Source organism: Paenarthrobacter sp. PAE-2, from assembly GCF_026013155.1.
GTDB lineage: Bacteria > Actinomycetota > Actinomycetes > Actinomycetales > Micrococcaceae > Arthrobacter > Arthrobacter ureafaciens.
On sequence record NZ_JAPDNV010000004.1, the window covers coordinates 24,412 to 42,470 of the forward strand.

16 protein-coding genes and 1 riboswitch are annotated in these 18,059 nt (G+C 64.3%); of the genes, 11 read left to right on the forward strand and 5 right to left on the reverse strand.

The window, feature by feature from the left end:
* Window positions 1–26 precede the first annotated feature (26 nt).
* Complete coding sequence (locus OCL88_RS03230; protein WP_062095882.1) at window positions 27–782, forward strand: CPBP family intramembrane glutamic endopeptidase; 756 nt, start codon at window positions 27–29, stop codon at window positions 780–782.
* Between the two features lie 133 nt (window positions 783–915).
* Here OCL88_RS03230 and OCL88_RS03235 read toward each other — a convergent pair whose 3' ends face one another.
* A complete protein-coding gene (locus OCL88_RS03235; protein WP_021472547.1) occupies window positions 916–1,554 on the reverse strand; it encodes a VOC family protein in 639 nt (212 codons plus the stop codon).
* A 236-nt stretch (window positions 1,555–1,790) separates the two neighbouring features.
* Between OCL88_RS03235 and OCL88_RS03240 the strand changes: the two genes are divergently transcribed.
* Window positions 1,791–3,107, forward strand: a complete 1,317-nt coding sequence (locus tag OCL88_RS03240) for a bifunctional o-acetylhomoserine/o-acetylserine sulfhydrylase (RefSeq protein ID WP_062095884.1) — start codon at window positions 1,791–1,793, stop codon at window positions 3,105–3,107.
* Window positions 3,108–3,266: 159 nt separating this feature from the next.
* Window positions 3,267–3,382, forward strand: a riboswitch (SAM riboswitch).
* 15 nt (window positions 3,383–3,397) lie between these two features.
* Window positions 3,398–4,537, forward strand: coding sequence for a homoserine O-acetyltransferase MetX (gene metX, locus OCL88_RS03245; protein WP_264961603.1), 1,140 nt, complete (start codon window positions 3,398–3,400; stop codon window positions 4,535–4,537).
* Here metX and OCL88_RS03250 read toward each other — a convergent pair.
* The 3 genes from OCL88_RS03250 to OCL88_RS03260 form a co-directional block, all read right to left on the reverse strand.
* Window positions 4,524–4,937 (reverse strand): hypothetical protein, encoded by a 414-nt coding sequence (locus OCL88_RS03250; RefSeq protein ID WP_264961604.1) that lies wholly within the window; start codon window positions 4,935–4,937, stop codon window positions 4,524–4,526. The genes metX and OCL88_RS03250 overlap by 14 nt on opposite strands.
* Window positions 4,938–5,550: 613 nt before the next feature.
* Window positions 5,551–6,651 carry an ATP-binding protein gene (locus OCL88_RS03255; protein WP_264961605.1) on the reverse strand — a complete coding sequence of 367 codons (1,101 nt, stop codon included), beginning with the start codon at window positions 6,649–6,651 and terminating at the stop codon, window positions 5,551–5,553.
* A gap of 129 nt (window positions 6,652–6,780) precedes the next feature.
* Window positions 6,781–7,596, reverse strand: a complete 816-nt coding sequence (locus OCL88_RS03260; protein WP_264961606.1) for an SGNH/GDSL hydrolase family protein — start codon at window positions 7,594–7,596, stop codon at window positions 6,781–6,783.
* Window positions 7,597–7,673: 77 nt separating this feature from the next.
* On the opposite strand from OCL88_RS03260, the gene OCL88_RS03265 reads away from it, so the two are divergent.
* Window positions 7,674–8,321: an alpha/beta hydrolase gene (locus OCL88_RS03265; protein WP_264961607.1), complete on the forward strand. Its 648-nt coding sequence runs from the start codon at window positions 7,674–7,676 to the stop codon at window positions 8,319–8,321.
* Here the strand turns inward: OCL88_RS03265 and OCL88_RS03270 are convergent.
* The gene (locus OCL88_RS03270) at window positions 8,318–8,548 is read right to left on the reverse strand and encodes an RNA-binding S4 domain-containing protein (protein WP_021472554.1); all 231 of its coding nucleotides are present in this window, start codon (window positions 8,546–8,548) and stop codon (window positions 8,318–8,320) included. The two genes, OCL88_RS03265 and OCL88_RS03270, sit on opposite strands and share 4 nt — an antisense overlap.
* Window positions 8,549–8,571: 23 nt before the next feature.
* Between OCL88_RS03270 and OCL88_RS03275 the strand changes: the two genes are divergently transcribed.
* The 7 genes from OCL88_RS03275 to dnaG all read left to right on the forward strand — a co-directional run bounded on the left by OCL88_RS03275 (window position 8,572) and on the right by dnaG (window position 17,979).
* Window positions 8,572–9,576, forward strand: a complete 1,005-nt coding sequence (locus OCL88_RS03275) for a DMT family transporter (protein ID WP_264961608.1) — start codon at window positions 8,572–8,574, stop codon at window positions 9,574–9,576.
* Between the two features lie 70 nt (window positions 9,577–9,646).
* Complete coding sequence (locus OCL88_RS03280) at window positions 9,647–11,032, forward strand: glycine--tRNA ligase (RefSeq protein ID WP_021472556.1); 1,386 nt, start codon at window positions 9,647–9,649, stop codon at window positions 11,030–11,032.
* A 2-nt stretch (window positions 11,033–11,034) separates the two neighbouring features.
* The gene (locus OCL88_RS03285; RefSeq protein WP_264961609.1) at window positions 11,035–11,997 is read left to right on the forward strand and encodes a GNAT family N-acetyltransferase; all 963 of its coding nucleotides are present in this window, start codon (window positions 11,035–11,037) and stop codon (window positions 11,995–11,997) included.
* A gap of 19 nt (window positions 11,998–12,016) precedes the next feature.
* The gene (locus tag OCL88_RS03290; protein WP_264961610.1) at window positions 12,017–13,468 is read left to right on the forward strand and encodes a YibE/F family protein; all 1,452 of its coding nucleotides are present in this window, start codon (window positions 12,017–12,019) and stop codon (window positions 13,466–13,468) included.
* A 50-nt stretch (window positions 13,469–13,518) separates the two neighbouring features.
* On the forward strand, window positions 13,519–14,700 hold the full coding sequence (gene dusB / locus OCL88_RS03295; RefSeq protein ID WP_264961611.1) for a tRNA dihydrouridine synthase DusB: 1,182 nt from the start codon (window positions 13,519–13,521) through the stop codon (window positions 14,698–14,700).
* 62 nt (window positions 14,701–14,762) lie between these two features.
* On the forward strand, window positions 14,763–16,079 hold the full coding sequence (locus OCL88_RS03300) for a deoxyguanosinetriphosphate triphosphohydrolase (protein WP_193591671.1): 1,317 nt from the start codon (window positions 14,763–14,765) through the stop codon (window positions 16,077–16,079).
* Window positions 16,080–16,095: 16 nt separating this feature from the next.
* Entirely contained in the window at window positions 16,096–17,979 is a 1,884-nt protein-coding gene (gene dnaG, locus OCL88_RS03305) for a DNA primase (protein ID WP_264961612.1), read from the forward strand.
* Window positions 17,980–18,059 lie beyond the last annotated feature (80 nt).

Below are 18,059 nucleotides of genomic sequence, written 5' to 3' on the forward strand. Positions count from 1 at the left end.
ACAGGATCTGAAGGCAAGATAGGAACATGCTCCTAGCCTCACGACGCCGCCTGCGCGCCGAAGTACTCATTGTCCTGGGTCTTTCGCTGGGCCAGTCTGCCGTGTATTCGGTGGTCCAGCTCCTGGACAAGATGACCAGGGCGCCGTTGTCGGAGGCAACCTCGACGCTCAACAGGTCCCAAAGCACGCGCGAGTACTTCGACCTCACCTACCAATTGCTGGACATCCTGTTCGCCCTGGTGCCGGTGGTCCTGGTTTTCTACTTCCTGTCCCTCCATGCCTCGGGAGGATCAGCATTTGCCCGTCTTGGCTTCAACTTCGCCCGGCCAGGCAAGGATGCGCTGCAAGGCCTCGGCCTGGCTGCGGCCATCGGGATTCCGTCCCTGGGCCTGTATGCCGCGGGCCGGGCACTGGGCATCACCACGGCAATCATTCCCAGCGGCTTGGACACGTACTGGTGGACCGTGCCCGTGCTGGTGCTCTCCGCCATCCGCCACGGGATCGTCGAAGAAGTCATTGTGGTGGGCTACCTGCTGGACCGTTTCGGCAAGTTCGGGTGGAGCACAGCCGCGGCAATCGTGGTCAGCGCGTTGCTGCGGGGCAGCTACCACCTCTACCAAGGGTTCGGTCCGTTCATCGGCAACGTCGTCATGGGCCTGGTGTTCGCGTGGCTTTATACCAAGACCAAGCGCGTGATGCCGCTGGTGATAGCCCACGCGCTGCTGGACATTGTGGCATTCGTGGGCTTCAGCCTCTTCGGGAAGGCCGTAGGGCTGGGCTGACCGGGTAGGCGTAGGACCGGGAGGCCTGTGGGCCTGGAAGCCCGGACCCGCCCCTTAAAGGTATTCGGCCGCCATCGGTGGGTGACGTCATTGGCACCCGCTGATGGCGGCCGAAGTATTGTGTGGAACAGCGTCAGATGGTGACGGCTCCTGCGGCGGTTTCGAAAGTGACGGACATGATGCCGGGGGTTCCGTGCGGTGCCATCCACTGGACGGCGACGTCCTCGAGCGGCTTCTCCACGGGTTCACCCAACCACTCGGTCACGCGCTCTGCGGAACCGGCAATGGTGAGGCTGGACATCTTGACGTCGCTCTCGTAGACCTTGGACGGGTGCAGGGAGGGGTCGCCTTCCCACTTGAGCATGTACGGCACCTGGGGGTCGGCGATCAAGCCGAGGATGCCGATCTGCTGCCACACCAGTTCGCGGCCGTCCGGGAACTTGCGGTTGCCCGGGACTGCGGAGCGGCCGAGGCGTGCTTCGAACGGGGCAAGGTCGTCAACGGCGACGCACCAGCCCATCCATCCACCGCCGGCTGCCGAGCGTGCCCGGACTGCCTGGCCAAAGGGTGCCTTATCCGAAGCGGGGTGGTCCAGGACCTCCACGACTTCAAGGTATTTGCTGTCCGCCAGGGGAATGATCATGTTCCGGGTGCCGAAGCGGGGGTGCACTCCGCCCCGGACTGCGTCCACTCCCAGTGCTGCGGAAATTCGTTCGGTAGTGGCCAGGAGGCCATCTTTTTCACAAGCGTAAGAGACGTGATCCATGCGCATGGCTTCATCTTGGCACTTTGTGATTCGGGTCTCAGCTAAGTCTTGCCTAACTAAGGTGGGATGTTACGGCGTGCCCTGAGGCCGGGCACCGACCCCGGCACTGTCCCGTCGCGGAAAGACCGAAAAATACTGTCTTCGTCATAAAGGTGGGTAATTCCGTGCCGGCTTCCTAGACTGGCCGCAGTTCCAAGCACTCCCCGTTACTAAACCCATGCGCTACGAAGAGGAGCCACGTCATGTCCCAGGGATGGTCTTTCGAAACCCGCCAGATCCACGCCGGCCAGGAGCCGGATGCTGCAACCGGTGCACGCTCGCTGCCGATTTACCAGACCACTTCCTTCGTGTTCCCCAGCGCGGAGAGTGCCGCCAACCGGTTCGCGCTGGCGGAACTGGCTCCCATCTACACCCGCATTGGCAACCCCACCCAGGACGCAGTGGAACAGCGCATTGCCAGCCTTGAGGGCGGGCTCGGGGCCCTGCTGCTCAGCTCGGGCCAGGCGGCGGAGACCTTCGCGATCCTGAACATCGCCGAGGCCGGTGACCACGTGGTGGCCAGCCCCAGCCTGTACGGCGGAACCTACAACCTCCTGGCGCACACCCTGAAGAAGTTCGGTATTTCCGTGACCTTCGTCGAGGATCCGGACAACCTGGAGCAGTGGCGCAACGCCGTGCAGCCCAACACCAAGCTGTTCTTCGGCGAAGTTGTATCCAACCCCCGCCAGGACGTGCTGGACATCGAAGGCGTCGCCGCGGTTGCCCATGAAGCGGGTGTCCCGCTGATCGTGGACAACACGCTTTCCACGCCTTACCTGATCCGTCCCATCGAGTGGGGTGCGGACATTGTGGTCCACTCGGCCACCAAGTACCTGGGTGGTCATGGTGCTGCCATTGCCGGGGTAATCGTGGATTCCGGAAACTTCGACTTCAGCCAGGACCCGGAGCGCTTCCCGAACTTCAACACCCCCGACCCCAGCTACAACGGCCTGGTCTACGCCCGGGACCTCGGCAAGGACGGCGCCCTCGGCGCCAACCTTTCCTACATCCTGAAGGCCCGCGTCCAGTTGCTGCGCGACCTTGGTTCCGCAGTATCGCCGTTCAACGCCTTCCTCATTGCCCAAGGCCTGGAAACCTTGAGCCTGCGGGTGGAGCGTCACGTGGCCAACGCCACCAAGGTGGCCGAATGGCTTGAAGCCCGTGACGACGTCGAAGCGGTCGCCTATGCGGGCCTGCCGTCAAGCCCCTGGTACGACCGTGGCCGCAAGTACGGTCCCCGCGGCACGGGAGCCGTTGTTGCCTTCACCATCAAGGGTGGCGTCGAAGCCGGCAAGCGCTTCGTCGATGCCTTGGAACTGCACTCCCATGTGGCGAACATCGGTGATGTCCGTTCCCTGGTCATCCACCCGGCGTCGACCACCCACAGCCAGCTGACCGCTGAACAGCAGGCCGTTGCCGGAGTGAACCCGGGCCTCGTCCGCCTGTCCGTGGGAATCGAGCACATCGATGACATCATTGCCGACCTCGAGGCAGGATTCCGCGCGGCAAAGGGTGCCTGACCACGCCTGACGTGCGTCGCGGCGGGCCGCCCGGACTGAGGATTCTTCGCCGGGCGGCCCCGTCACGTGCGCGTTCGTGAACTAAAACGCTCCGAACCGTCATACTGCTGTCACATTCTTCGCCAGAACGGCCGTTCTCTTCCTAAACTCTAGGTGTTAGGTCATGAGTGCCAGCGATCAGCCCCGGCTTGCTGGCCGGCAACCCTCCTCCGCGGTGGGGTGCCCCGGGTGAGGACCTGGCCTGCCGCAATAACGGCGGCGGGCAAGCGCGAGGTTTAGGTGTCAAAGGAATGACCATTACTGCCACATCCCTTCCCACATCGGAAGAACAGGACGGAACCGTCAAATACGCCCGGGTGGGTTCCCTGGAGCTGGAAGCCGGCGGATTTCTCCCGGACGTTGTCCTGGCCTATGAGACTTGGGGCAAGCTCAATGCCGACGCCTCAAACGCCGTCCTCGTGGAGCACGCCCTCACGGGTAGTACGCACGTTGCACGCGGCGCCTCGGACGAGGAAGGCTGGTGGGAGCAGCTCGTTGGCCCGGGCGCAACGATCGACACCAACAGGTTCTTTGTCATTTCCATCAACATCGTGGGCGGCTGCTACGGCAGCACCGGGCCGTCGTCGCAAGCCCCGGACGGCAAGCCTTGGGGCTCCCGTTTCCCGCTGGTGACCCTGCGCGACAGCACAGTGGCCGAAGCCCGGCTCGCCGACGCCTTGGGGATCCGGCAGTGGCATGCAGTGCTGGGCGGCTCGATGGGCGGGGCGCGCGCCTTGGAATGGGCGGTGACCTTCCCGGACAGGGTTGAGCGCTGCGCCGTGATTTCCGTAGGTGCCTACAGCACCGCGGAGCAGATCGCGTTTGCGCAGGCACAGACGCTCGCAATCCGCCAGGATCCGAACTTCAACAACGGCGACTACTACCACGGCCCGGCACCTGAAACCGGCCTTGCCTTGGCGCGGCGGATTGCCCACATCACGTACCGTTCCGCGCTGGAGCTGGACCTCCGCTTCGGCCGGGAAGCGCAGCCGCAGGAGAAACCGCTGGCCGCCGCCGTGCTGGGGGAGCGGGGGCGCTACCAGGTGGAGAGTTACCTGGACCACCAGGGCACCAAGCTGGTGCGCCGCTTCGATGCCAACAGCTACATCGCGATCACCGAGGCCCTGATGTCCCACGATGTCAGGCGGGGACGCGGCCCGCTCAAGGAAGCGTTGTCCCGGGCGACGGCACAGTTTTTTGTAGCGGCCGTGAACTCCGACCGGCTCTACTTCCCGGCACAGTCGCACGAACTCGCCGAAGCCTTGCCGGGCGACGTCCCGGTCCACATCATCGAAGCCCCCATCGGGCACGACGGCTTCCTCACGGAGATCGGCCAGCTCGCGGGCCAGCTGGGCGCAGCCTTCTTTGCCGAAGACTTCAGCCGTTCATGATCTCGCCGCGCTGCTTCATGTAATCCTCCATGGCGATCTCGCCGTTGCTGAACTTCGCGTCCAGCTCTGCGAGCTTCCGCGCCCGGTAGCCCTGCGGCGCAGAGCCTCCACTTGCCGGGGGCGGCACCTGTGGTGAAGCGCCCGACGGCGGTGCCTCCGGCGGCGTTGCATCAGCCGGGCGGATGTCGGCTGGTCCCGTCGGATACCCGGGGTAGTTCTGCGGGGGATAGGCCTGGCCGGGGTAGTTCTGCGGTGGGTAGCCTGGCCCGGGCAGGTTCTGCGGTGGGTAGCCGCGGAAGCCGTCGTTATGGATTCGGCGCGCCTTGGACCGGTTGTACATGCGGATTCCAACTGGAATCACCCATGAGCAGACGATGATCCAGAAGATCAGATTGTTCACAGTGGAGCCCTCCTAGGTCCTATCCCAGCTTAGCCCCGTCGCCTCAGGGCTTCGCCGCCGCGGCAGCCCAACCATCAAACCTCCAGGTTGGGGAGCGCCAGCACAAACCAAAAAGAGAACTACTTTGCCGACGTGAGTAGGGTCCAAAGAGCTCCGAACGCGAAAAATGATCCCATCAAGATGTATACGAAGCCCAGGCCCTTGATGGTAGGAACATCAGCGAACGTGAAACCATCGGGCGCGATACCCTTGCTTTCCCTATACGCCTGTGACCAGATAGAGGCCGTTCCGCCTATGTCCCGGAAAATGAACAGACCCAAGGCAACGAGGGAGCAGCCCGCCAGAACGATAGGGGCCACTACAGCCCAGAATGGCAACCTCGCCACAGCCATAAGCAGTGAAAGTAGGAAGAGTGAAGGAAAACCAAGCATAAATACTCTGGCTACGGGGGGAATCTCAGTAAAGATCCGCCGCATGAGTCGTGGGCTTCTGATTGGTGCTCCTAACAGCAACGCGACCTATCGCGTGGTGCAAATGTTGCCCCGAGCCTACACCGATGACTTGTTTTGGCAGACTACGGGATCGGGCTCGGCGCACTAGTACCGTGAGATGACTAGTCTGTGTTCAGATTGCGCAAATACTGTCGAAGGCCCGGTATCGCGAAATCGATCTTCCCGTGGCCGGCAGGTTCCACCAGGCCGGCGGCGAGCAGGCGCGAGCGATAGTTGGCGACTAGATTGGTCTTTGCCTTCAACCTCTTCCCAAGGTCTCCGGCGATCGAAGGACCGTCATCCTGCGCCATTGCGCGAAGGAACTGGAGGTCCTTTGCCGACACGGTTGAGAGTGCGGCTTCGATGACCGTGCGGGCATTGCGCCTGTGGGCGGCCTGTACCGCGCGGTCCGCCTCGGCATCTGTCACCGTGCCGTTGTTATTCTCCGCTTCGCGCCAGAGGAAGTAACCGACGAGCTGGATCAAGAAGGGGTAGCCACCGGTCGACTCGGCTGCCTTTTGAACCAGGTGGGGCGGGACACGGAAGCCGGCGGTGGCGAAGATGGAGGCGAAAGACCGTTCAACGTCGCGGATGCCCGCCGCATGGAGGTCGATTTTGTCGGCCCGGCGCAGGAACGTGGCAACGCCTTCATTGAGCAGGTCGGATACGGCTGCAGGCAGTCCGGCGAATACCAGGCCGATCGGCAGCCGGTCCTGGATGAAGTGCTGGACGCTGGCCGCCAATTGAGCGAGTTCGTTGCGGTCGGCGGCGTGGATTTCATCCACCGTGATGATCAGGCCGGTGTGTTTGTTGTCGAGGATGTGGAGAAGTTCTTCGCCGAGCTTGCGCCATGCTACTTGGCGTTCGGGTGCCAACTGGGTGGTGATGCTGAATCCTGCGGCGCCGATGGCGGTGATCCGCCGGTTCTGCGGACCGCTGCCAAGTTCCTGGGTCAGGCTGAGCATTTCCTCGCCGACGCGACCCATGAAGCCTTCCGTTGCAGTCTCCGCGATGACTGCCCAGCCTTCTCGGCGGGCGGCGTCATGGACCTCCCCGAGCATCACCGTCTTGCCGATCCCGCGGGCTCCGGTGAAGATCGTGAGCAGTCCCGGTGCCCCGGAACCAAGCCGCAAACCGTATTTGAACTCATCAAGCAGGCCTGACCGTCCAATGATTTCCGGAGGAGTTGCTCCTGCTGAGGGCCTGAATGGATTCTCGATCATGTATCAAGCTTATGAGTCGTTGTGAGTTTTGTGAGTTTGGCGCTTCTGGTGAGGCTTATGAGTTTTGTGAGTATCCTCCGGGCTGGGACCCGGATCCCGTTGGCTCCGGGTGGAACACCATGGGCATGGTCAGTTAGCACCTGAGACGGGACCCGGCGTCGGGCGCTTTGGCGTGATGCCGTCCCCGGAAGATTGGTGCCGCAACCTGCGGATGACCCACGGGACGAAGTACTCGCGGGCCCACACGAGGTCCGAGGACCGGGCTTCGCGCCACGTGCGCGGCGGGAGCGGTTTGGGTGCCATCGGTTCCAGCGTGTGCGGCACGTTCAGTGCCTCCAACACCATGGTGGCGATGGTGTGGTGGCCCAACGGCGAGAAATGCAGCCGGTCCACGTCCCACATCTGCGGATCAGCGAGTTGCCGCAGGGACCACATGTCGGCGACCACCGCGTCGTGCCGGGCGGCGACGGTTCGCAGGTTCTCGTTGTAGATGGCCACCTTGCCGCGGATCCGGCTCAGCACCGACGCCGCAGTATCGGGGCCATTGAACAGCACCACGGTGGCGCCGCCTGAGCTGAGCTCCTGGACGGCGGCGTCGAGCTTGTTGGCCAGGACGTCGGGGTCGCCGCCGGGGCGGATGAGATCGTTGCCCCCGGCCGAAATGGACACCAGGTCCGGTTTGAGTGCCAAGCAAGGCCCCACCTGCTCGTCCACGATCTGCTGCAGCAAACGCCCACGGATGGCAAGGTTGGCGTAGGCGAAATCGGAATGTCCACGCCCGAGTTCTTCGGCCACGCGATCGGCCCAGCCGCGGAACCCGCCCGGGCTCCCGGGTTCAGGATCTCCAATGCCTTCGGTAAACGAATCTCCCAGTGCCACGTACCGGCTCCAGGGATGCTTTTGGACAGTTCCTCCGGGCGTCACCAATGAATTGCTCTCACTCACGATTCATATCCTGCCCCTTACATGCGAACCTACGCGACCGTAAGTTGTTACCCGCGGGTAACTGCAAGAATGGACCCATGACTGAAGCCGTAGCTTTTCCCGCACCCGTTGTCCTGTGGTCCCATGACGAAGCCGAGCGGGCCGGCAAGCCCCTTCTGGTCCTGCTTCATGGATACGGCTCCAACGAGGACGATCTCTTCAGCCTCGCCGGCCTGCTGCCCGCCGACTTCGTCGTGGCGTCCTTGCGGGCTCCCATGCCCATGGGCCCCGGGTTCACGTGGTTCCCGCTGACCGCCTCGATCGACTACTCCCTGGACGCCGTGAAGCTGGCGGCAGAGTACGCCCTCGACTGGTTGGACACCGTCAAGGCGAACCACTCATCCGTGACGTTGCTGGGGTTCTCCATGGGCATGGCCATGGCAACCACCATGCTCCGGTACCGGCCCGCGGACTTCGCTGCCGTCGTCGGGCTTTCAGGCTTCGTGATCGACGCCGGAGCTGACGCGGACTTCCGGGACAACGAACTGGACGGTTCGGTGCCGATGTTCTGGGGACGTGACCAGCAGGATCCGGTGATCACTCCGGACAAGATCGAATACACCATGGGCTGGGTCCGCAAGCACGTGGACCTGACCAAGGTGCTTTACACGGGAATGTGGCACGGCATCAACCAGCAGGAAATCGGCCACGTGGGCGAATTCCTCACCCACAAAGTACTCAGCTAGGAACGTCCGGCGATCCGAACCGTCTGACCGTTCACTGTGACGGTGTCGCCGGGATGGAGTTGGCGGCCGCGGCGTTCTTCGATGTCGTTGTTGACCTTGACCAGTCCGTTCTTGATGAGCTCCGTCGCCTCGACTCCGTCCTCCACCAGGTTGGCAAGCTTCAACAGTTGCCCCAGGCGGATCATGTCGTCGCGGATGGGAATCTCTTCGATTTCGGGATTGCTCATAGAGCAATAATGCCTGAAGTAGTGTGGTGACAGTGCCGAATCCTTCCCACCGTCCCGCCTTTCCGCTTGCCCTCGGGCTGCCGCTTGCCCTGGTGACAGGCCTGGTCCTTCCGCTCCAAGGCCGCATTAACGGGGCGCTCGCCGTCAAGCTTGAGGACGGCATTACCGCTTCCGTGGTGAGCTTCACCACAGGGCTGGTGGTGATCACGGCTATCTCGCTCGCTACGCCCAAAGGCAGGTCGGGGCTGCAGAATATTCTCCCGGCCGTCCGCAACCGCAGCTTCCCGCCGTACTACGTCATGGCCGGGGCCGTCGGCGCCCTTTTCGTTTTCGCGCAATCCTTCACGGTCGGCTTGCTGGGCGTCGCGCTGTTCACCGTTGCCACCGTTACCGGACAGACCCTCAGTGGCCTGCTGGTGGACCGCATGGGCATCGCTCCCGGCGGCAAGCGGTCCATCACGGGCGTACGGGTCCTGGGAAGCGTCCTCACCGTGGCCGCAGTCGCCTGGGCCGTGTCCCCGCGGTTTGGCGGAACGGCCGACGTCGGCGCTTTGGTGTTGCCGGTCATCCTGCCTTTGGTGGCGGGTTTCCTCATGAGCTTCCAACAGGCCATGAACGGGACCGCCACCGTCCACTACGGCACCCCCATCGCGGCCACGCTCGTCAATTTCCTGGCCGGTTCCCTTGTCCTCTGGGTGGCCTTACTGATCAAGTTCGCGGTAGCCGGGGCCGGGAACCCCCTTCCCTCCGAGTGGTGGTACTACGCCGGCGGACCGTTGGGATGCATCGCCATCGGCCTGGCGGCCCTGTTGGTGCGGAGCCTTGGGGTGCTGATTACCGGGCTTGGCATGATCGCCGGGCAACTGGTGGGCTCCTTGATGCTCGACGTCGTGATCCCCACTGCGGGCACGGTGGTCGCCTTGCCCACGGTGCTGGGCACGCTCCTGACGCTTGCCGCGATCGTCGTGGCCAGCCTTCCCTGGCCCAGGGGATCCTTCCCCGGAAGGCCAAGCGCCAAAGGCCGGTAGGCTAGAACAGGCATTGTCCCAAGCAACCGCGGACCGCACCCAGCGGCCCTGTAGAAATATGGAGTACCCCATGGCAGCAAAATCCGTCCTCGACCAGGTCATTTCCCTCTCCAAGCGGAGGGGCTTCGTGTTCCAGGCCGGTGAGATCTATGGTGGCTCCCGCTCTGCGTGGGACTACGGTCCCCTCGGTGCAGAGCTGAAGGAAAACATCAAGCGCCAGTGGTGGCAGAGCGTTGTCCGCGGCCGTGAAGACGTGGTGGGCCTGGATTCCTCGGTGATCCTGCCCCGCCAGGTCTGGGAAGCATCCGGCCACGTGGAGGTCTTCTCCGATCCCCTGGTGGAGTGCCTCTCCTGCCACAAGCGCTACCGCGCGGACCACCTCGAAGAAGAGTACGAGGAAAAGAAGGGCCGCCCCGCGGAAAACGGCTTGGCGGACATCGCCTGCGCCAACTGCGGAACCCGCGGGCAGTGGACCGAACCCCAGGAGTTCTCCGGCCTGCTGAAGACCTTCCTTGGCCCGGTGGCCAGCGAGGAAGGCCTGCACTACCTGCGCCCGGAGACGGCCCAGGGCATCTTCGTGAACTTCAACAACGTGCTCACCACGTCCCGGAAGAAGCCGCCGTTCGGCATCGGACAGATCGGCAAGTCCTTCCGCAACGAGATCACCCCCGGCAACTTCATCTTCCGTACCCGCGAGTTCGAGCAGATGGAGATGGAATTCTTCGTCGAGCCCGGCACGGATGAGGAATGGCACCAGTACTGGATGAAGGAGCGCATGGCCTGGTACACGGGCTTGGGTATCCGCGAAGAAAACCTCCGCTTCTTTGAGCACCCGCAGGAGAAGCTGAGCCACTACTCCAAGGGCACAACGGACATCGAATACCGTTTCGGTTTCCAGGGCTCCGAGTGGGGCGAGCTGGAAGGCATCGCCAACCGCACCGACTTTGACCTCTCCACCCACGCCAAGGCCTCCGGCACTGACTTGAGCTACTTCAACCAGGCCACCAACGAACGCTATACGCCGTACGTGATTGAGCCCGCGGCAGGCCTGACCCGTTCCTTCATGGCGTTCCTTATCGATGCCTACACCGAGGACGAGGCACCCAACGCCAAGGGCGGCGTCGATGTCCGCACGGTCTTGAAGCTTGACCCCCGCCTTGCGCCGGTCAAGGCCGCTGTCTTGCCGCTGAGCCGCAACGAGGACCTGTCCCCGAAGGCCAAGGCCCTGGGCGCCCAGCTGCGGAAGAACTGGAACATTGACTTCGACGACGCCGGCGCCATCGGCCGCCGCTACCGCCGCCAGGATGAGATCGGCACTCCGTTCTGCATCACCGTTGACTTCGACACCCTCGAAGACCAGGCCGTGACCATCCGTGAGCGCGACACCATGAGCCAGGAACGCGTCTCCCTGGACAAGGTGGAGTCCTACCTGGCAGCCCGCCTGATCGGCGCCTAGCAGTGGCCATCGAGTACCGCGAATGGAAGGAGGGCGACGACCTCGCCCTCCTGGAGATCTGGGGAGACCCTGAGACCCTGCCCGCGGAGCAGTTCCGTGCTGCCCTGGCGCCGTCAAGCAACCAGCCGTGGCGCCGGTGCATCGTGGCTGAGGACGTCGTGGACGGAGTCGGCATTCCGGTGGCAGCAGGCGTGGTCCATGAGGCTTCCTTGCATCCTGAACGGCTGTGGGCCTACATCGAGGTTGCCAAGGACCACCGTCACTCGGGCATAGCGGCCACGCTCCTGGCCATGCTGCGCCGCGAAGCCGCGAACTCGCCGTCGGGCGTTTCCAAGCTCCGCAGCAAGGTGGAACCGGGAACGCCGGGTGCGGCCTTTGCGCAGGCTGCCGGGCTTGCCCCCATCCAGCGCTCGAGGCTTGTGGTGGTGGATCCCGAGCCGCTGAAGTTGCCAAGGTTCGGTGACGGCTCGGAAGAAGCCGCGTCCGAGCGCGTGGAAGACCTGGCCACCGGTTCGGTGGAACTGAGCGACGTCGTAGGACGGTACTACTCTGCCGTGCACCACTGGGACAGCCCGGGAGAGCTCAGCATCGCCACCGTCCAGCGCCTGTTCCTGCATGACCTGACCGGGGCTCACGGTGCGATTGTGCTCCGTGCGCCGAAGGCCAGCGCCTTTGGAGCCGGTGTGCCCGCTTCGAAGAAGGGCAAGCTCCAGGCGTTTGCCATCAGCTATGCCCAGGGGAACTCGGAAGAGCCCTCGGACGTGTTCCTCGGCCACGATCCCGAGCTGTCCGCGGAAGACGCCGAATCAGCCGTCCGGGACCTGCTGGCCCTCATTGCGTACCAGCACCCTGTGCTGCTGGAAGTGGACGAATCCATGACTGCCCTCGGCGCCGTCCTGGAACCGTTGCTTGAATCCGGCAAAGCGCATGTACGCGGCGCGGACACACTGATCGTCAGCGACTGAACTTGAGGTTGTATTCCTGATGGGCCACGGACACCCGCACTCCGGTACTGCTGCTCCAACCGCTGAAGCAGCCGCCTCCCGAAAACGGGCCAACTGGCTCCTCGCGGCCGTGCTGGTTCCGTTGGGGGTGTTGACGCTCGTGGCCATGGTGTTGATGTGGCCGTCGGGCAGCCGGGAAGGGATCTCGTTCGCGAGTCCCTACCAGGCTGCCCCGGGGGTCACGTTCGACACCGGCAAGATCCAAAGGGTGGTGCAGGAGAGCTGCACCCAGACCGGCCAGGCCACCGGTGAAGCGGGCGGCCAGTCCGGCGGCTCGGAATGCACTTTCGCTTTCACCGAGCCGGACAAGGGCGGTGAACCCGTCAAGGTGGTCATCAACCCGGATGTCGCCAAGTCCCACGGCGTGGACGTGGGCGACTCCATCCGCTACCTGAATCTCTCCGGCGTCCAGGGGGCAGCGGCAAGCAATGGTTCGCCGTCGTTCGTCTTTGTGGACTTTGTCCGCGACGTCCCGATCACCCTGTTGGCCGTCCTCTACGCCGTCGTGGTGATCGCCGTCGCCCGGTGGCGCGGCTTCCGGGCCCTGCTGGGCCTGGTGGGCGCGTACGCCGTCCTGGTCAGCTTCATCCTTCCGGGCCTGGTGGAGGGCAAGCCGCCACTCCTGCTGGCGTTGGTGGGTTCCACGGTGATCATGATCGGGGTGCTCTACTTCGCCCACGGCTTCTCCGCCCGGACATCCACCGCCTTGCTGGGCACTATCTTCGGGCTGGGAATCACGGCGCTCCTGGCGGCGTGGGCCACCGACGCCGCTAACCTCGCGGGCGTGGGCAACCATGACGCCGCGACGCTCGTGAACATGTCCGGGAACATCTCCATTTCCGGCATCATCCTCTGCGGCCTCATCATCTCCGGGCTTGGGGTGCTGAACGACGTCACCATCACCCAGTCCTCGGCGGTGTGGGAGCTCTACGAACTAGCCCCGGACATCACGGCACGGAAACTCTTCACCTCCGCCATGAGGATCGGCCGCGACCACATAGCGTCCACCGTTTACACCATCGCCTTCGCCTACGCCGGTGCGGCGCTTCCCATCCTCATCATTGTGATGTTGTACGACCGCCCCCTCGCCGAGGCTCTCACCAGCGCCGAACTCTCCGAGGAAGTCATCCGCACGCTCGTCGGCTCCATCGGCCTGGTCCTCGCGATTCCGGTCACCACTTTCATCGCAGTGCTTGTCGTCAAGGCGACGGGCATGCGGCGGTTGGCCGGCACCTCAGCGGTGGGCCCGGACGACGTCAACGACGCAGGTTCCCTGGCTGCCGCTGCCGCCGTCGTCGGTTCCACTCCGGAAGACACGCACGACGCCGGAACGCACGACGCCGGCACAGCCGCCGACGGCGGGTCACCGGCCAGCCCCGGCAGCAGGCGGGCCAGGCGCCAGGCCGAGCGCCGCGAGGCCGGATCCGACTGATCGGGATCAGCGGGATCGGCCGATTTGCCCTGATTTGCAACAATGGATAAGTGACCGTCGTAGCAACGCCCCCCACCCCAAAGCTTGAACTTCCGCCATTGCAGCTTGGCGGGATCACCGTGGACACCCCGGTGATCCTTGCTCCCATGGCCGGAATCACCAACTCCGCCTTCCGCCGCCTGTGCCGTGAATACGGAGGCGGGCTCTACGTAGCGGAGATGGTGACCTCCCGCGCCCTGGTGGAGCGGACTCCGGAATCGCTGCGCATCATTTCCCACGATGAGGATGAGAAAGTCCGGTCGGTTCAGCTCTACGGCGTCGACCCCAAGACCGTGGGCGCAGCAGTCCGGATGCTGGTGGAGGAAGACCGCGCGGACCATATCGACCTCAACTTCGGGTGCCCTGTGCCCAAGGTCACGCGCCGCGGCGGTGGATCCGCGCTGCCGTGGAAGATCGACCTTTTCACCGCGATCGTGCAAACAGCAGTCAAGGAAGCCTCCAAGGGCGGGCTGCCGCTGACCATCAAGATGCGCAAGGGCATCGACGAGGACCACCTGACGTACCTCGAGGCCGGCCGGATTGCCCGCGATTCCGGGGTGGCCGCCGTCGCACTTCATGGCCGCACTGCGGCGCAGTTCTACTCGGGCCAGGCTGACTGGTCCGCGATCGCGCGCCTGCGTGAGGCCCTCCCGGACATCCCGGTCCTGGGCAACGGCGACATCTGGTCCGCGGAGGACGCGGTCCGCATGGTCCGGGAGACCGGCGTCGACGGCGTTGTTGTGGGACGCGGCTGCCAAGGGCGTCCGTGGCTGTTCGGGGACCTTCAGGCAGCGTTCGAAGGCAACGACCAGCGGCACCGTCCCGGCCTGCGCCAAGTGGCTGAGGGCGTCTACCGGCACGCCGAGCTCATGGTGGAGACGTTCGGCAACGACGAATACAAGGCCCTGCGGGAGATCCGCAAGCACATGGCCTGGTACTTCAAGGGCTACGTCGTGGGCGGCGAGCTCCGCGCCAAACTGGCCACGGTTCCCACCCTGGCGGTCTTGCGGGAACTCCTGGACCAGCTGGACCTGGACCTGCCGTACCCGGGCGTCGATTCGGAAGGCCCCCGGGGGCGTGCCGGCTCGCCCAAACGGCCCGCCCTGCCCAAGGACTGGCTGGACAGCCGCCAGCTGAACGCTGAACAAAGTGCCGACATCGCCGCTGCCGAGCTGGACGTGTCAGGCGGGTAGCTTTCCGCGTGAAAGACTGGCTCAAGAGGCACCCACCCGGCGCTTGAAGGAGGCAGAGACCCATGGGAACCGAAGCGACAATCGGCCGCACCGGCAACGCAGGCAACTATGTCCAGGCGATCCCCGGTTACACCGAGGCGGACTCGGCGCGTTGGGTCGAAGAGCCGAGCAAGACCACCTACCGCTCGGACTTTGAACGTGACCGCGCCAGGGTCCTGCATTCATCTGCCCTTCGGAGGCTGGGGGCGAAGACCCAGGTGGTAGCCCCGGATACGGACGACTTCGTCCGGACCAGGCTGACCCATAGCCTGGAAGTCGCCCAGGTGGGCCGGGAGCTCGGGCGTTCGTTGGGGTGCGACCCCGACGTCGTGGACACAGCCTGCCTGAGCCACGATCTCGGCCACCCGCCGTTCGGCCACAACGGCGAATCGGCATTGAACGAGGTTGCCCACGCAATCGGCGGATTCGAGGGGAACGCACAAACCCTGCGCTTGCTGACGCGCTTGGAGCCCAAAGTCCTGACCGACGACGGGCGGCCTGCAGGACTCAACCTCACCCGCGCCAGTCTCGACGCCGCCTCCAAATACCCTTGGTCCGCGCTGGACGCGCCCGTCATCCACGGCCACCGCACCAGCAAGTTCGGCGCGTACGAGGACGACCTCCCGGTGTTCGAGTGGCTCCGTGAGGGCGCTCCCGGCAACCGTTCCTGCATCGAAGCCCAGGTAATGGACTTGGCCGACGATATTTCCTACTCCGTCCATGACGTGGAAGATGCCATCGTGGCCGGACACTTCCAACTCAAATGGATGGACAACCCGGACCACCGGGCACGCGTCGTCGGCTACACCCAACAGTGGTACCTGCCGCACAACGACCCCGCCGAGATCGATGCCGCGCTGGCACGCCTGGAAGCCACCCGTGTGTGGGTCCGGGAAGCCGATGGCAGCCGCAAATCCATGGCCGCGTTGAAGGACATGACCAGCCAATTGATCGGCCGGTTCTGCCAGAGCGCCATGGAGACCACCCGGGCGCACTTCGGCCCGGCCAACCTCACGCGGTACGGTGCCGAGCTCATGGTGCCCGAGGAGACCGTCACTGAAATTGCGGTCCTCAAGGGACTGGCAACGACGTTCGTCATCTCCACTGACCACCGGCAACCCGTGTACGAGCGCCAGCGCGAAGTCCTGCACGCCTTGGTCGGAGTGCTTAACGCCACCGGCGACCGTCACCTGGAGCCCATGTTCGCTGCTGACTGGCGGGCCGCCGTCGACGACGGCGCAAGGCTGCGTGTGGTGATCGACCAGGTTGCCTCGCTGACGGACGGCTCGGCGTTGGCCATGTACGAACGCCTTGTGGGCAGCCTTCCCTCGCTGTGGTAAGCACTAGGATGGTCACGTGGCTGGCTTGATCAAACGTGAAGATATCGACGAAGTACGCCAGCGCACGGACATCAAGGAAATCGTCGATGGCTACGTCACCCTCAAGACCGCCGGGCTGGGCAGTTTCAAAGGCTTGTGTCCCTTCCACGATGAGCGTTCCCCGTCCTTCACTGTCCGCCCGCAGGTGGGCCGCTACCACTGCTTTGGTTGCGGCGAGGACGGCGATGCCATCTCCTTCATCCAGAAAATGGACCACAGCTCTTTCCACGAAGCAGTGGAGAAGCTCGCCGCACGGATCGGCTATGAGCTCCGGTACGAGGACGGCGGAACGGGTCCCAGCCGTGAAGAAGTGGGCAAGCGGCAGCGCCTCCTTGATGCCCACAAAATTGCCGACGAGTTCTTTCGTGCCCAACTCCTGACGCCCGGTGCCGGGGAAGCCCGCAGCTTCCTGGACGGCCGCGGATTCGACCGGGCCGCGGCAGAACACTTCGGGGTGGGATACGCGCCGCAGGGCTGGGACGCGCTGCTGAAGCACCTCCGAGGCCGCGGCTTCACGGACGTGGAGCTGAAGCTGACGGGCATGTTTTCCGAAGGCAACAGGGGCATTTACGACCGTTTCCGTGGCAGGCTCATCTGGCCCATTCGCGACATAGCGGGGGATACCATCGGATTCGGCGCCAGGAAGCTCTACGAGGACGACCAAGGCCCCAAGTACCTGAATACGCCCGAGACCACGCTGTACAAGAAGTCCCAGGTCCTCTACGGCATCGACCTCGCCAAGCGCAGTATCGCCAAGGACCGGCAGCTGGTGGTGGTGGAGGGATACACGGATGTCATGGCCTGCCACCTGGCAGGAATCACGACGGCGGTGGCCACGTGCGGAACCGCGTTCGGCACCGAACACATCAAGATCGCCCGGCGCCTGCTTTCCGACGACGGCACCGGGGGAGAGGTGGTGTTTACCTTCGACGGCGACGCCGCCGGCCAGAAGGCGGCGCTGCGGGCGTTCGAGGAAGACCAGCGCTTCGTTGCCCAGACGTACGTCGCGGTGGAACCCACGGGCGCCGATCCCTGCGACCTGCGCCAGCTCAAAGGCGATCCTGCTGTGCGTGAGCTGATCAACAGCCGCAAGCCCCTGTTCGAGTTCGCCATCCGCGCGACCCTGCGCAAACACAATCTGGATACCGTGGAGGGCCGGGTGGCTGCCCTGCGCGAGGCTGCTCCCGTGGTGGCACAAATCCGCGACACCGGAATCCGGCCTGCCTACACCCGGGAACTCGCCGGGTGGCTTGGCATGCCCATCGAGGAAGTCAGCCGCTACGTAGGGGCTGCTGCCAAGCGCGCTGCCTCAGGTGGCACCCCCAACGGCCAGCCAGAGCAGCCGACGGCGGCGACAGCACCGCCGTCGAACGCTCCGGCTTTCAACCGTCCGGACCCGCGCGATCCCGTGGCGGGCATGGAGCGGCAGGCGCTCGAGGTGGTGCTTCAGGAACCCTCCGTCCTGGGCGGGGGGAACTGGGAACGCTTCGAGGCATCCCATTTCTCGACACCGGCTTATGCTGCTGTTCATGCGGGAATAAGGGCAACCGGTGTGGCCCAGTCAGCGGACCCCGTGGCCTGGGTGGAAAAGGTGCGGCAGGAAGTTCTGGACCCCTTGCGTCCCCTCGTGTCTGAGCTCGCCGTTACCCCGCTGCCGGCGAGCACGCCCGAAGCGATGCAAAGGTATTGCCGGGACATTCTGGCCCGGCTGTTCGAGTTGCAGATCACACGCATCAAAGCGGACAAGATGGGGCAGTTGCAGCGCCTGGATGCTGCCGCTTATCCGGAGGAATTCCAGCGGCTGAACCGCGAGTTGATGCAACTGGAGATGCAACGGCGGGCGCTCCGGGCCGAGACTTAAGCCGTTGTTGGGGCGTCTCAGGCCGGGTGCGGGCCGATTTCGCTTTTCGGCCAGCCCCTGTTAAGCTAATTACCGCTTCA